Origin of the sequence: Helicobacter enhydrae, assembly GCF_001693335.1 — a bacterium.
Taxonomy (GTDB): Bacteria; Campylobacterota; Campylobacteria; order Campylobacterales; family Helicobacteraceae; genus Helicobacter_G; species Helicobacter_G enhydrae.
Genome location: NZ_CP016503.1, coordinates 850,008 through 864,270 on the forward strand (window position 1 = coordinate 850,008; position 14,263 = coordinate 864,270).

General features: G+C 33.8%; 16 protein-coding genes. All 16 read left to right on the top strand.

Annotation, left to right across the window (positions count from 1 at the left end):
• Positions 1-72 precede the first annotated feature (72 nt).
• The 16 genes from BBW65_RS03930 to BBW65_RS04005 all read left to right on the top strand — a co-directional run bounded on the left by BBW65_RS03930 (position 73) and on the right by BBW65_RS04005 (position 14,170).
• A complete protein-coding gene (locus tag BBW65_RS03930; RefSeq protein ID WP_066340005.1) occupies positions 73-1,077 on the top strand; it encodes an NAD-dependent 4,6-dehydratase LegB in 1,005 nt (334 codons plus the stop codon).
• On the top strand, positions 1,070-2,236 hold the full coding sequence (locus tag BBW65_RS03935; RefSeq protein ID WP_066340008.1) for a LegC family aminotransferase: 1,167 nt from the start codon (positions 1,070-1,072) through the stop codon (positions 2,234-2,236). The genes BBW65_RS03930 and BBW65_RS03935 overlap by 8 nt, the downstream gene beginning before the upstream one ends.
• Before the next feature lie 36 nt (positions 2,237-2,272).
• Entirely contained in the window at positions 2,273-2,557 is a 285-nt protein-coding gene (locus tag BBW65_RS03940; RefSeq protein ID WP_066340012.1) for a hypothetical protein, read from the top strand.
• A gap of 9 nt (positions 2,558-2,566) precedes the next feature.
• Positions 2,567-3,295 carry an SDR family NAD(P)-dependent oxidoreductase gene (locus BBW65_RS03945; RefSeq protein ID WP_066340014.1) on the top strand — a complete coding sequence of 243 codons (729 nt, stop codon included), beginning with the start codon at positions 2,567-2,569 and terminating at the stop codon, positions 3,293-3,295.
• Positions 3,288-4,628 carry an ANL family adenylate-forming protein gene (locus tag BBW65_RS03950; RefSeq protein ID WP_066340016.1) on the top strand — a complete coding sequence of 447 codons (1,341 nt, stop codon included), beginning with the start codon at positions 3,288-3,290 and terminating at the stop codon, positions 4,626-4,628. Before BBW65_RS03945 ends, BBW65_RS03950 begins: the two co-directional genes overlap by 8 nt.
• A 266-nt stretch (positions 4,629-4,894) precedes the next feature.
• The gene (locus BBW65_RS03955) at positions 4,895-5,551 is read left to right on the top strand and encodes an acyltransferase (protein ID WP_233702139.1); all 657 of its coding nucleotides are present in this window, start codon (positions 4,895-4,897) and stop codon (positions 5,549-5,551) included.
• Positions 5,542-6,585 carry a 3-oxoacyl-[acyl-carrier-protein] synthase III C-terminal domain-containing protein gene (locus BBW65_RS08090; protein ID WP_267886399.1) on the top strand — a complete coding sequence of 348 codons (1,044 nt, stop codon included), beginning with the start codon at positions 5,542-5,544 and terminating at the stop codon, positions 6,583-6,585. The genes BBW65_RS03955 and BBW65_RS08090 overlap by 10 nt, the downstream gene beginning before the upstream one ends.
• On the top strand, positions 6,582-6,806 hold the full coding sequence (locus tag BBW65_RS03965; protein WP_066340020.1) for a hypothetical protein: 225 nt from the start codon (positions 6,582-6,584) through the stop codon (positions 6,804-6,806). Before BBW65_RS08090 ends, BBW65_RS03965 begins: the two co-directional genes overlap by 4 nt.
• A 3-nt stretch (positions 6,807-6,809) precedes the next feature.
• Entirely contained in the window at positions 6,810-7,568 is a 759-nt protein-coding gene (locus BBW65_RS03970; RefSeq protein WP_066340022.1) for an SDR family NAD(P)-dependent oxidoreductase, read from the top strand.
• Positions 7,565-8,185 carry an acyltransferase gene (locus tag BBW65_RS03975; protein ID WP_066340023.1) on the top strand — a complete coding sequence of 207 codons (621 nt, stop codon included), beginning with the start codon at positions 7,565-7,567 and terminating at the stop codon, positions 8,183-8,185. The genes BBW65_RS03970 and BBW65_RS03975 overlap by 4 nt, the downstream gene beginning before the upstream one ends.
• A gap of 41 nt (positions 8,186-8,226) precedes the next feature.
• A complete protein-coding gene (locus tag BBW65_RS03980) occupies positions 8,227-10,020 on the top strand; it encodes a formyltransferase family protein (protein WP_199919379.1) in 1,794 nt (597 codons plus the stop codon).
• A gap of 33 nt (positions 10,021-10,053) precedes the next feature.
• Positions 10,054-10,635, top strand: coding sequence for an acetyltransferase (locus BBW65_RS03985; protein WP_066340031.1), 582 nt, complete (start codon positions 10,054-10,056; stop codon positions 10,633-10,635).
• A gap of 119 nt (positions 10,636-10,754) precedes the next feature.
• Positions 10,755-11,519 carry a GNAT family N-acetyltransferase gene (locus tag BBW65_RS03990; RefSeq protein ID WP_066340037.1) on the top strand — a complete coding sequence of 255 codons (765 nt, stop codon included), beginning with the start codon at positions 10,755-10,757 and terminating at the stop codon, positions 11,517-11,519.
• A complete protein-coding gene (locus BBW65_RS03995) occupies positions 11,516-12,418 on the top strand; it encodes a glycosyltransferase family protein (RefSeq protein ID WP_066340038.1) in 903 nt (300 codons plus the stop codon). The genes BBW65_RS03990 and BBW65_RS03995 overlap by 4 nt, the downstream gene beginning before the upstream one ends.
• Positions 12,409-13,467 carry an N-acetylneuraminate synthase family protein gene (locus tag BBW65_RS04000; protein ID WP_066340041.1) on the top strand — a complete coding sequence of 353 codons (1,059 nt, stop codon included), beginning with the start codon at positions 12,409-12,411 and terminating at the stop codon, positions 13,465-13,467. Before BBW65_RS03995 ends, BBW65_RS04000 begins: the two co-directional genes overlap by 10 nt.
• The gene (locus BBW65_RS04005) at positions 13,460-14,170 is read left to right on the top strand and encodes a PIG-L deacetylase family protein (RefSeq protein ID WP_066340053.1); all 711 of its coding nucleotides are present in this window, start codon (positions 13,460-13,462) and stop codon (positions 14,168-14,170) included. The genes BBW65_RS04000 and BBW65_RS04005 overlap by 8 nt, the downstream gene beginning before the upstream one ends.
• Positions 14,171-14,263: the final 93 nt, after the last annotated feature.

Below are 14,263 nucleotides of genomic sequence, written 5' to 3' on the forward strand. Positions count from 1 at the left end.
TATTTCAAAATCTCAAAATACCTCTAAACAAATTATGTATATAATTATAAATCAAAACAAAAAAGGAAGCAAATGGTTATCCTCGTCACAGGAGCTGATGGTTTTATCGGTTCGCATTTAGTTGAGATGCTTTATTCTCACACACAAGATCCCCTATCTCCATTTTTCCAAGCCAAAATCAAGGCTTTGAATTTTTATAACTCTTTTAATTCTTGGGGCTGGCTTGAGGATATTTCTTGCTTGCAAGAAATAGAAGTGATTAGTGGGGATATTCGCGATCCTCACTTTTGCAAACACATCACAAAAGGCGTTGATTTGGTGTTTCATCTTGCAGCCCTTATTGCGATTCCCTACTCCTATATCGCTCCAGATAGCTACATAGACACCAATATCAAAGGCACTCTCAATATTGCTCAAGCCTCTCTTGAAAATGGAGTGAAGCGTATCATTCACACAAGCACAAGCGAAGTCTATGGCACAGCACAATATGTGCCAATTGATGAAAAGCATCCCTTACAACCCCAAAGCCCCTATAGTGCAAGCAAAATCGGTGCTGATTGCATTGCGATGAGTTTTTATCATTCCTTTTCTTTGCCACTCACCATTGCACGCCCATTCAATACATACGGACCACGCCAAAGTGCAAGAGCTGTGATTCCTACTATCATCACGCAAATTGCCAATGGAGCAAAGGAAATCAAGCTTGGGGATTTGACACCAACAAGGGATTTTAATTTTGTCAAAGATACTTGTGAGGGCTTCATCGCACTTGCACTTGCACAAGAGTGTATCGGTCAAACCATTAACATTGGCTCAAATTATGAAATTAGTATCGGTGATACACTCAACCTCATCAAAGAGCTAATGCAAAGTGATGTTACATTTCTCACCGATAACCAAAGAATCCGCCCTAAAAATAGTGAGGTTTTTAGGCTATGGTGTGATAACTCAAAAATTCACAATCTCACAGGCTTCACTCCAAAATATTCTATCAAAGAGGGTCTCCAAATCACGATTGACTGGTTTAAAGAGAGCAAAAATCTAGCAAAATATAAAAGTGGCATTTATAATGTGTGAATTTGAAGGCATTTTTGATTTCATTTGCGATTTGTACAAACCAAAAAACGGGGAAGTGATACCCCTTCATGAACCGAAGTTTTTGGGCAATGAAAAAAAATACCTCAATGCATGCATTGATAGTGGCTATGTCTCAAGTGTTGGGGAATTTGTCAATCGCCTTGAAAAAGAGATTGCAAAGTTTTGTGGCAGTGCCTATGCTATCGCTACGACAAATGGGACAAGTGCTTTGCATGCCACGCTACATGCACTTCATATCAATCAAGAATGCGAAGTGATTACACAATCTTTGAGCTTTATTGCTACAAGCAATGCCATTGCTTATACTGGAGCAAATCCTATTTATATTGATGTGGATTTAGATTCTCTTTCTCTATCACCCAAGGCATTGCAACACTTCTTAAATCACAATGCAACCAAAAAAGACAACAAAGCATTCAACAATCAGACAGGCAAACAAATCAAAGCCTGTATTCCTATGCACACTTTTGGGCATCCTGCAAGAATCTTTGAGATTCAAGAAATTTGCCAAGAATGGGGCATTTTGCTTGTAGAAGATTGTGCAGAAAGCTTGGGAAGCTATGTATTCAAAGATACAAGCAAAATCCACACAGGGCTTCAAGGAATTGCTAGCATTCTTAGTTTCAATGGCAACAAAATCATCACTTCAGGTGGCGGTGGGATTATCCTCACACAAGATGCAGAATTTGCAAAGCTCCTCAAGCACATCACAACCACTGCAAAACTTCCTCATCCTTATGAATATGATCACAATCAATTAGGCTTTAACTATCGTTTGCCCAATATCAATGCCGCTCTTGCCCTTGCTCAATTAGAACAGCTCCCATTTTTCTTAGAATCAAAAAAACAAATTGCCAAAAATTATCAAGATTTCTTTTCTCATTCTGCATTTGAATTTATCCAAGCACGCAATGGCACAGATCCAAATTTTTGGCTTAATGCACTTTTGCTTGACAATAGCAATCAAAGAGATACATTTTTGATCCAAAGCCACAAAAGAGGCATTATGACACGCCCAATCTGGAAACTCAATCACCAAACCCCGATGTTTGCAAAATGTCAATGCGATAATCTCTCCAATTCTATATTTCTACAAGAGCGGATTGTGAATTTGCCAAGTAGTGTGAATTTGGTATAATTTTTTGTTTTAATTTTATAATTCAAGGAAATAAAGATGCAAAACAAGATTGAAGAAATCATCTATCAAGCTCTTCAAAATCTAGCCGATGAGCTTGAAAACGATGCATTAAAAAATCCAAATTCTCAAACTAAAATTTATGGTGTAGATGGAAATTTAGATTCACTAGCTCTTGTAAGTTTTATCACTGATGTAGAACAGCTTATTGATGAAAAAATGGACAAAAATATCACTCTTGCTGATGAAAAAGCAATGAGTTCAAGAAATTCTCCATTTAAAGATGTGGCATCACTCACACAATATATTCAAAGTCTTTTATAAAGTTTTGGGATGAAAGTATTTGTTATCACTGGAACTAGAAAAGGGATAGGGAAGGAACTTGCCCAACACTTTTTGTCTTTGGGGCATATTGTTTGTGGTTGTTCAAGAGGAGAAACAAGCATTACCCACAAGAATTATTGCCATTTTGAACTTGATGTAAGCGATGAAACAAAGGTAGCTGCTATGATTAAAGCTATCAAAAAAGAATTTGGGAATATTGATGTTTTGCTCAATAATGCTGGAATTGCCTCGATGAATCACTTATTATTAACTCCTTATAAAACCATGAAAAACATTTATTCCACCAATGTTTTTGGAAGTTTTTTATTTTTAAGAGAAGTTGGAAAAGTTATGATTCAACAAAGCAGGAAAAATAAAGCTAATGGACATATTTCACATTTTAGAATTGTCAATTTTGCAACAGTTGCTACTCCATTGAGACTTGAAGGAGAGGCTGTATATGCAAGCTCAAAAGCCGCAATTGCCAATTTAACACAAGTCGCAAGTTTTGAGCTTGCTGAATTTGGAATCACAGTTAATGCAGTAGGTCCTACGCCTATTCCAACAGATTTGATTAAAAATGTTCCAAAAGAAAAAATAGATGCACTACTTCAAAGACAGGCAATTAAGCGATTTGGAAATTTTCAAGATTGTCTTAATGTGATTGAGTTTTTTTTAGACGAAAAGAGTGATTTTATTAGTGGACAAATCATTTATCTTGGGGGAGTTAATGGATAATTTTTTATTTGAAAAATTACAAGATTATAAAGAGAGAATTGCGATTTGGCAAAATCATCATTCTTATTCTTATGCAGATTTATTAGAGCAGATTAGCAAATATCATCAATTACTTGATTCTATTCCAGCTCATAGTAAAGTCGCAATACAAAGTGATTATTCTCTTGAAAGCATTGCTTTATTTCTAGCTCTACTGAAAAATCAACATACAATTATTCCTATTATCTCTCCTCAGGAATTAGATCAGAAATTACAAGAAAGTTATGCAGAATTTCTCATTGCACAATCTGATATGGAAAAAATTATCCATATTTCTCAACCTAAGCAAAATCTTTTTGAACTTAATGATGCAGGATTAATTCTTTTTAGTAGTGGTAGCACAGGAAAACCCAAAGCGATGCTCCACAATCTCTCTCATATTCTCAAAAAATTTGAAAATAAAAAATCAAAGCAACTCAGTATGCTTTTATTTTTGATGTTTGATCACATTGGAGGAATCAATACACTTCTTAATATTCTTTCAACAGGACAAACAGCCATTATCCCAAATGATAGAAAAGATGTGCATCATATTGCAAATCTTATTGAAACTCATAAAATTTCAATTCTTCCAACTTCACCTACATTTCTCAATCTCATGCTTTTAAACAAAGTGCATCTACACCATAATCTTTCATCTCTAAAAATGATTTCTTATGGAACAGAATCTATGCCCGAAACTCTTTTGAAAAAATTGCAAAATGCTTTTCCAAAAACAAAATTTTTGCAAACCTTTGGAACAAGCGAAGTTGGAATTATGCAAACAATTAGTGAAAAATCAGGCTCTCTTTTTATGAAAATCTCTGATCCAAATATTGAATATAAAATTGTTAATCAAGAATTATGGATCAAATCTCAAACTCAAGTTTTAGGCTATCTTAATGCAAGTATGGAAAATTTTGTAGATGGTTATTTTAAAACTGGCGATCTTGTGGAAACAAAAATGATAAATGGTGAAGAATACATTCGCATCATTGGCAGAAATAAAGAAATGATTAATGTGGGAGGAGAAAAAGTCTTGCCTCAAGAGATTGAAAGCATTATTTTGCAGATTGATGGCATATTAGATTGCCTAGTTTATGGAGAAAAAAATGCCATTACAGGTCAAAGTATTTGTTGTGAAGTTGTAATTGATTCTAAAAAAATCAAAAAAGATGAAATCAAAAAAATGATTAGAAGTTTTTGCAAAGGAAAGATAGATAATTACAAAATCCCATCAAAAGTTCTTGTAAAAGAAGAATTACAAGCTAGTGAGAGATTCAAAAAAGTTAGGAATATTGCAAAACAGAGCTAAATAAGAATCATTAGAGCCATTCTTGTTTTAGAAACCAAATAAGAGCTTGAATTATTTGTAAAACACCTATGGAATGCGTGATAGCATATCAAGAATCATTGGAGAAAAAGTGTCAAAGGTTATGAGCTTTTACAATCCTCTTATAAACAAAGCATTTTATGATATAATTTTGCAATAGACTTTAGAAAAATAATAAAAAATGGTAAAAAGATTGAAAAAATTATCAACTCTCAAAAATTTAATCACTCAACAAAGATTATCTATTGATGAAAAATATTGATTTTCTTATGCAATCACAAAATAATTGTGGATTTTACACCCAAAATGAGATTCAAGAATTAGGCTTTGTGCGTGTTGGAAAAAATGTTTTGATTTCAAAAAATGCAAAAATCTATGGTGCTTCCAAAATATCAATCGGTAGCAATGTCAGAATCGATGATTTTTGTATCCTAAGTGGAAGAATAGAGATTGGAGATTTTGTGCATCTTGGAGCATCAAGCAATATCACAGGATCTGATGTTGGAGTGATTATTAAAGATTTTTGTAGTATCAGTAGCCATGTCAGAATTTTTGCAATCAGTGATGATTATACAGGTGAAGGCATGACAAATCCCTGCATTCCTAATCATTTTAAACAAATTCAAAAACAAAGAATTATTCTTGAAAAACATTGCATTATTGGTTCAGGATCTATGATTATTCCCAAAGCATATCTTGCAGAGGGTGTAGCCGTTGGGGCGATGAGTCTTCTTGTGAGAGAAACAAAACCTTGGGGTGTTTATTTTGGGATTCCTGCCAAACGCATCAAGGAGCGAAAAAAAGATATTTTGCAATTAGAACAAGAATTCTTAAAAACTCAAAATATAATGGGGGGGGGGGATAGACAAATAATATCACCTTCTTCAAAGAAGGTGTGTGCTTGAAAACAATTTTTCATTCTGGGGCGATTCAATCCATTGCTTGTTGTATCCCATCTAATGCAGTAAAGCTTGAAGATCAAGCACAACAATTTTATAATGGGGATATCAAAAAAGCTCAGAGAATCAAAAAATCAATCGGACTTGATACACGCTATATTGCTGATAATCAAACAACAACATTAGATTTGTGTTTCCAAGCAAGCAAAACTCTACTTAAAACATCTAATGCTCCAATTGATGTTTTGATTTTTGTTACACAAACTCCTGATTTTTCTCAACCTAATAATGCTCATCTGCTACACGGAAAACTCAATCTCTCGCAAAATTGTGCTTGTTTTGATCTTAATCAAGGTTGCAGTGGCTATGTTTATGGTTTATTTTTGGCTTTTATGCTTCTATCTTCTGGTGCAGAAAATATTCTTCTTTGTGTGGGGGACACAATGAGCAAAGTGCTTCATCCCAATGATAGCAATACAACTCCAATTTTTGGAGATGCAGGAAGTGCTACACTTATTTCAAATACAAATGCAAAAAGTTATTTCACACTTCATTCTGATGGGGCTGGATGGGAAAATATTATTGTTCCAAATAGTGGTTTTAGAAAGAATCCTTATTTGTCTAAAAATTATCAGTATCCATCGTTTTTATGTATGGATGGTGCTGAAGTTTTCAATTTTTCTATTGAAAAAGAACCTAAAGCTATTGAAGAGATTTTGCAATTTTCGCAAAACAAAATTGAAGATATTGACTATATCTTTTTTCATCAAGCCAATGCTTATATCATTTCAAACATCGCAAGAAGGCTTGAATTAGATGTTTCAAAAGCTCCTAGTGAATGCGTTGGAAAATATGGAAACACTAGCTCAGCTTCAATTCCATTAGCCATTTGTGATCTTTTATCTCAAAAAAGAGAAAAAAATTTGCGTGTTATTTTGAGTGGTTTTGGTGTAGGACTTAGTTGGGCAACAGCTCTTATTCATCTTGATAAACATACACAAATATTTCACCCCATATTCTATAACAAGGAGTTAGAATGAAAAAACAAGAATTTCTTTTAGCATTACAAGATGCTTTGCAAAGAGATGAGGCATTAGAAGAGAATATGAAATTGAATGAATTAGAAGAATGGGATTCTTTGGCAATCGTTTCATTAATTGCACTTTATGATCAGCTTTTTGCAATCCAAGTAACTGGCAACACCCTAAGAGAATGTCAGTCTGTTTCAGATTTGATTGCACTTGCAAAGCTTCAAGATTAGCTTATGTATCGTTTTGATTTTACTGGCAAACAAATTCTCATCAGTGGTGCAAGTAGTGGAATGGGGGCACATGTCGCCTATGTCCTTAATGCAATGGGTGCAAAAATCTTAGCAATTGCTCGCGATATAAATAAACTACAAACAAAAAAAGAAAGTATGCCAAACCCTCAAAATTTTATTTGCATTTCCAAGGATATCACTCAAATTAACGCATTTGACAAAGAGATATTAGAGATTATCAAAAAATATGGCAGTGTCAATGGAGCAGTGCTATCTGCTGGAATCCAGCAGATAGCACCGATTTCATCGGTGCTGTCTGTAGAATCCGCGCTCACACTTTTTCATACAAATTATTTTGGCAATCTACAAATCCTCAAAGCCCTCATTGACAGACGAGCCAAAACGCCTGAAGGTTCAAGTTTTGTCATCATTAGCTCAAATTCTAGCGTGAAAGCCCAAAAAGGATTGGCAAATTATTCTGCAACAAAATCAGCAATCAATACAGCAATCAAATCTATTGCACTAGAAATTGCTCCAAAATATACGATCAATGCTATATCTCCGGGATTTGTAATGACAGAAATGATTGAAGAATGGAGCAAGGTGTATGATGAAGCCTATATCCAACAAATCACAAAAGAATATCCCCTTGGGCTTGGAAAAGTAGAGCAAATCTCACCGCTTATTTGCTTTTTACTAAGCCCATATTCTAATTGGATCACAGGACAAAATATCGTTATTGATGGAGGGGCAAGTTTGTGAAATGCTTTTTTGAAAAACAATATAATGAAGGGTTTTATTCTTATGAAGAGCTATTAAATATCGGTTTTGCTTCTCTTGGAAAAAATATCCTTCTCTCGCGTCAAGCCAAAATCTATACGCCAAGCAAAATTAGCCTTGGGAATTATGTCAGAATCGATGATTTTTGTATCCTAAGTGGAAAAATAGAAATTGGAGATTTTGTGCATCTTGGAGCTTTTTCATCAATTACTGGAGGAAATATCGGGGTAAAAATCGGAGATTATTGTGGAATGAGTTCTTATTCAAAAATATTTGCACTTAGTGATGATTTTGTCAATGGCTATCTTATCGGTCCTTGTATCCCAAATCAATTCAGACACATCATAGCAAAAGAGGTGGTATTGACTAAGCATTCTCATATAGGAAGCCATAGTCTAGTAATGCCCGGAAGCGTATTTGAAATCGGATCTTGTCTTGGACCTATGAGTTTAAATCTAGGAAGAAAATTTAAAAAATGGAATTATTATTGTGGCAATCCTGCCAAAAGCATTTACACTATTTCTTCAGAACGAGTTTTAAGTTTTGAAAAAGAAATGCTTTTAAACATAATGGGGGGGGGGGGTAAAACCATCTCATAATCTCTTTAGTTACATTGTCAATGTAACACAAGAGGTGACATGTGCATAAAAGATTTCTTTTTATCGGAAGTCGATTCTGCGTTTTGGATTTTATGCTTAAATCACAACTTGAGACTTCCATACTCATCCCAAAAGGTATTTCCATCTCAAATAATTTACCCCATCAATCATTTGCAACAAAAGAAGAGCTTATCAAACTGATACAACAACATACTTTTGATATTCTTGTATCCAATGGATGCCCCTTTATACTTCCTGTTAAAAGGCTTAAAAAACCACATCAAATATTTATTAATATTCACCCCTCTCTACTTCCAAGTCTCAAAGGAGCACATCCAATCAATGGAGCGATTCTATTCAATCAACCGACAGGTGCAACATGTCATATTATGAATGATAATATAGATGATGGTGCGATAATCAGTCAGATTCAAGTCTATAACTCCTCAAATATCCCTCTTAAATTGCTTTATCAAATGTGTTTTCTAGCAGAAGTGGAGGCTTTCAAAAAAGCTCTAAAACGAAATTTTTCTATTTGTTCTATACAACCTGTGAGAAAAGAGAGTTATTTTACTAGAACAGAAAATTTGATGCATATCAATTTTGAGGATATGGATACCCACAAAATAATGCAAAACATACAAGCCTTTTGCATCAAAAAACAATATGCAAAAATCATATTTAAACATCATATTATTCCTATCTATGATGCGAAAATCATTAAAAATACATTTTTGAAAAAACATTTTTGTAACGCAGTTTTAAATGAAATCGTAATGGTATATGAGGATTGTATCTTGCTTAATAGAGATAAGGTATTTCTGCAACTTCAAATTCCATCAAAATATATCAATATTTTAAAAATTGGCATCAATCTTGCTCAAAAAACAAATATTTACCAAACCACCCCATATATCAAAGCAACAAAACAAACAGAGCAAAAAATTTTTGATTTTCATTACCAAAAAGGATCTTATGTTTTTTCAAATCGTGCAATCAAATCACGCATTAACAAGAGTGAATATTTTGATATTGCCTCTCCTTATGGTTTTGCTGGATACTACACAAATACATCAAATCTTGATTTTATTCAAGAAGCTCTTTTACAGCAAGAAAAAAAAGCACAGCAAGAAAACATTATCGCAGAATTTATACGCTTTCACCCATTATGTCATTTTTCTCAAAATTTTTCACAATTGCTTGATTTATTTCAAATGGAAAGAGAAGTTATAGAGGTTACAACAAATCCACAAACAAGATGGCAAAACTATCCATCAAGAATAAGAAGCAAAATTCGAAAGGCATTACGAGAGCTATCTATCAATCAAAGCTATGATGCTCATCAATTTCACTATCTCTACACCCAAACTATGAAGCGTAATAATGCTCAAAACTTTTATTATTTCAATCTTGAATATTTTCAAAAACTCATTAAATTTAAAGAATGTATTCTATTGGAAGCAAAAATCAATGGGCAAACTTGTGGAATGGCAATGTTTTTATATGATGATTACACAAGTTATTACCATCTTGGAGCTACTTCTGATTCCTCTATCCAAAATAATATCAATCCTATGTGTGGTCTTTTTGAGAGTTTTTTTCAAATCGCATCATCCAAAGGCATTCAATCTTGTATTTTAGGAGGTGGCAGAACCTCATCAAAAGAAGATAGCTTATTTTTATTCAAAAAACAATTTTCACCCATTCTCAAACCTTTTTATATTGGAGGAAAGATTTATAATCAAGCAATTTATCAAGAACTTTGTGCAGATTATAATAATCCGTTTTTTTTGAAATATCGTTTTGCTGATAATCTAAGTGGGGGGGGGGGATAATACAGAATACCTCTTCTTAGCAAGGTATTGTGCGTGAAACCTCTCATCTTATTGGGAGGAGGAGGGCATTGCAAATCTTGTATTGATGTGATTGAACAAGAAAATAGATTCCGTATTATAGGGATTTTAGATGCCAATCTTTTTCATCAAGGGATACAAAAAATTTTTGATTATCCAATCTTAGGTGGAGATGAGCAACTTCCAAACATTAGAGAGACAATTCCCTATGCGTTCATTACAATTGGTCAAATCAAAACTCCTTATACGCGTTTGCAAGTCTATCACACACTCAAAAAACTTGATTTTTCACTCCCTATCATCATCTCTCCTCTAGCTTATGTTTCAAAGTATTCTCATATCCAAGAAGGAAGCATTATTATGCACCACGCACTTATCAACGCCAATACTTCAATTGGAAAAATGTGCATCATCAATTCAAAATCTCTCATTGAACATGATTGTGTGATTGGAGATTTTTGCCATATTTCTACAGGAGCTATTCTCAATGGCAATTGTGTCTTGGGAGAAAAAACTTTTGTAGGAAGCAACACGCACATCAAACATGGAAAAATTATCGATTCTGAACAAATCATTTATCATAACTTGCCATTTTGAAGATACAAATCACAAAAGAGATTCAGTGGAGTTATTGTAAAATATAGCCTTACTAATAATAAAATCAGAAATTAGCTGAAATAGGTGCATTTAATAAAAAAGATATAGGAAATCAACAAGTGTCAATAGATATTCAATACTTACATATCAACAAAAAAGAAGAACTTCTGCCTTTCAAAGAAGAAATTCTGAATCTTTTCTATGAATGCTTTGATAGAAAGTTTGATGAAAAACTCTGGACTTGGCTCTATCTTGAAAATCCGCTTAATTATCCAATTGTCAATCTTGCATTTTTAAACCGCAAACTTGTTGGACACTATGCCTTCATTCCGCTAAAAACAAATCTATACAATGTCTTTTTATCTGTTACAACAATGGTTGCCAAAAATGCAAGAAAACACGATGTTTTCTGCAGTCTTGCTACAAAAAGCTATGATTTTGCTAGAGATTTAAACTGCGATATCATTATTGGATTTCCCAATAAAACTGCAGTAATCGTTCATAAGGTATTACTAGATTGGCAAATTGAAGATACCTTTATTGCTAGTGTTAATAATTATCATCTTGAACATAAAGAAGAGATGATTTATCTTGATACAAAGGATTTAGAATTCATGCATTGGAGACTTTCCAAACCAAATGTAAGCTATATCACTAAGCCTAATGGTTTGATTATGAAAAAATATGAAGATTCACTAGATATTATGCATTTTGAAAAAGCCACATTTTTGGAAAAAACGGATTGCTTATACAATGTGCTCACTCAAGATCAAGCATTGAAGAATCAAAAAAGCATTGATTATCCATTTGGATATAAAGTTCTAAATCCCTTGATTCAAAATCCCTCTTTTAGGATAGAACTTTTAATGTCGGATGTATTTTGAAAGTTATCGTTGCTGTTGTTTTATATCCTTCTAAATTGTTTGATAATTTTTTAGATGATTGTCTTACAAGTATTTTTGCTCAATCATACAAAGATTTTACACTTGCTTTATTCTGTGATGGTATCTCAGAAAGTGCGATTCAAAAAAAACTAGAGCAAATGAATTATACACAGCCAATTATATTTTATTCTCAGCCATTAGGACAAACCACTCCATCGGCAATTCGGGATTTCATCATCAAATCTTCAATCCAACAAAATTTTGACTATCTCTGCTTTGTTGATTTTGATGAAAAAATAGATTCAAATCGCATTGAAATGACATTAAAAAATATGCATAGCTATGACTTTAGCTATTGCAATGCACGGATCACAGACTCTGCACTAAATAATAAAATTGCAAATATACATCAAGCCAAAAATATACCCGCAACAACCAACAATCATTTAGAAATCCTAGATAAAAATTTCATCGGACTTGGAGCCATCACTCTTAATTTGAGACAAACAAAGCTTTATGATTTTCGCCTACCATCAAATATCATTGTCTTTGATTGGTTTTTGGCAACCCATATGCTTCTACAAGGAGCGTCTGGAGTTGCCATATCAAATACATTTACAAACTATAGGCAACATCCAGAATCCTTTGTCGGAGCCAACCATTATCTTGATCAACATTCCCTGGATTTGGGAATTCGTGTCAAAAAAAACCACTACCAACATTTTCGTGAATTTCACCCTGCGTATCAAAACAAATACCATCAAATCATAGAGCTCGAAAAATTCTTGCGATATAATAGTGAGAAATATATTCACATCATTAATTCTCACTTTGATCCACAGCCTATGTGGTGGTGGGAAAATATTAAAACATTGGAGGAAATAAAAGAATGGATTTGAATGCACTTACTAAACCATATGTCATCGCAGAAATTGGTTGTAATCATAATGGAGATACAGATTTGGCAATCAAAATGATTGATGAAGCGAAAAGATGTGGAGCAGATGCTGTCAAATTTCAGTTTTTTGATGAAACAAATCTATCAACGAGTCAATACATAGATGAACTTGATAGCGGCAAAGTCAAGTTAGAAAATGTGTCTAAATGGGAAAGCAAAAAATTAGGGCTTACAAACATAAGAGAGCAGATAAGAGCATTTATTAATTCAAAAGAACAGCTCACAATATTCAGAGAACATTGCAAAAAAATAGGTATTGATTTTGGTTGCACAGCAGCGAATGAAGATGGTATTCAGTTTTTAGCTTCGATTGAAAGTGATTTTATCAAACTCGCTTCTATGGATGTAGATAATCCAAGAATGATTCTCTCAGCAATTCAAACCAAACTTCCCATCATCATCTCTACAGGAATGTCCTCTCTTTCAGAGATTGATGAAGCTTACAATTTATTTAAAAAAGCAAAATATGAGAATTTTGCAATGTTACATTGTGTGTCTATTTATCCTCCACGCAATGAGATTGTCAATCTCAATTTTATCAATACATTGCAAAAAATTTATGATTGTGAGATTGGCTACTCAGATCACACATTAGGATATTCTATCACTCTTGCTGCAATTGCAAAAGGTGCTAAAATCATCGAAAAGCATTTTACTCTTGATAAAGATATGGAAGGATGGGATCACAAAGTTTCTGCAGATTCAAAAGATTTGGAAATTATTTGCAAAGAGGGACAAAGAATCTTTGAATGCTTAGGAAATAAATACAAAGTTATCTCTCAAGATGAAGTAGAAAAAAGAGAAAAGTTTAGACGCAGTGCGACAACAGCACGCAGTATCAAAGAGGGAGGAATTGTTACAGAAAATGATATTGTCTATAAACGCCCAGGCACTGGAATCACGCCAGCAGAGACTAAATGGCTTATTGGAAGAAAAGCAAAGCACGATATTGCTGAAGACACAACGCTTATATGGGATTACTTTGTCTAAACAAGTTCTTATTCTCTCCACCCATCCAGATGATGAAACACTTGGTGCAGGAGGCACTCTTCTTAGACACAAGGCACAAGGAGATGCAATCCATTGCATTTTTTGCACAAGTATTTTTCAAGATGAAGGTTTTCATCCTGAAGTCATTCAAAAACGCCAAGAAGAAATCAAACAAGTAAGTGATGCCTATGGCTTCACTTCTACTCATTTTCTCAATCTCAAAACAATGCGAGTTGATGAATACACACGCAGTGAGATTATTGGCAAAATCTCTCAAATCTTTCAAGAGATTCAACCAAATATCATCTATCTACCCTTTGCTTATGATGTCCATAGTGATCATAGAATCATCTTTGAATGTGCCTTTTCTTGCACAAAATCTTTCCGTTATCCAAGCATTGAACGCGTTTTGATGATGGAAACACTTAGTGAAACAGATTTTGCCCCAAGTTTTCCACATCAAAGCTTCATTCCTAATGTTTTTGTAGATATTTCTGATTTTATTGAAAAAAAATGTGAAATTATGTCTATCTATGCAAGTGAGATTGCCCCTCCACCCTTTCCTCGCTCAATAGAAAATATCAAGGCTCTAGCCCTTTATCGTGGTAGCACTATGGGAGCATTCAATAAGAATGGTGTGGAAACAAATGCAACCCCAAAATACGCAGAGGCTTTTATGCTATTAAAGGAGAAAATTTTATGATCAAAATTGGAATGATTGGGGTAAGTGATGGCAATGGACATCCATATTCTTTTTCTGCAATATTCAATTACTATAATGCAGAAAAAATGAGAC

Bases quoted from the DNA above. Each gene is read 5' to 3' on its own strand.
- BBW65_RS03930 (WP_066340005.1), top strand. From the start codon at position 73: ATGGTTATCCTCGTCACAGGAGCTGATGGTTTTATCGGTTCGCATTTA.
- BBW65_RS03935 (WP_066340008.1), top strand. From the start codon at position 1,070: ATGTGTGAATTTGAAGGCATTTTTGATTTCATTTGCGATTTGTACAAA.
- BBW65_RS03940 (WP_066340012.1), top strand. From the start codon at position 2,273: ATGCAAAACAAGATTGAAGAAATCATCTATCAAGCTCTTCAAAATCTA.
- BBW65_RS03945 (WP_066340014.1), top strand. From the start codon at position 2,567: ATGAAAGTATTTGTTATCACTGGAACTAGAAAAGGGATAGGGAAGGAA.
- BBW65_RS03950 (WP_066340016.1), top strand. From the start codon at position 3,288: ATGGATAATTTTTTATTTGAAAAATTACAAGATTATAAAGAGAGAATT.
- BBW65_RS03955 (WP_233702139.1), top strand. From the start codon at position 4,895: ATGAAAAATATTGATTTTCTTATGCAATCACAAAATAATTGTGGATTT.
- BBW65_RS03965 (WP_066340020.1), top strand. From the start codon at position 6,582: ATGAAAAAACAAGAATTTCTTTTAGCATTACAAGATGCTTTGCAAAGA.
- BBW65_RS03970 (WP_066340022.1), top strand. From the start codon at position 6,810: ATGTATCGTTTTGATTTTACTGGCAAACAAATTCTCATCAGTGGTGCA.
- BBW65_RS04000 (WP_066340041.1), top strand. From the start codon at position 12,409: ATGGATTTGAATGCACTTACTAAACCATATGTCATCGCAGAAATTGGT.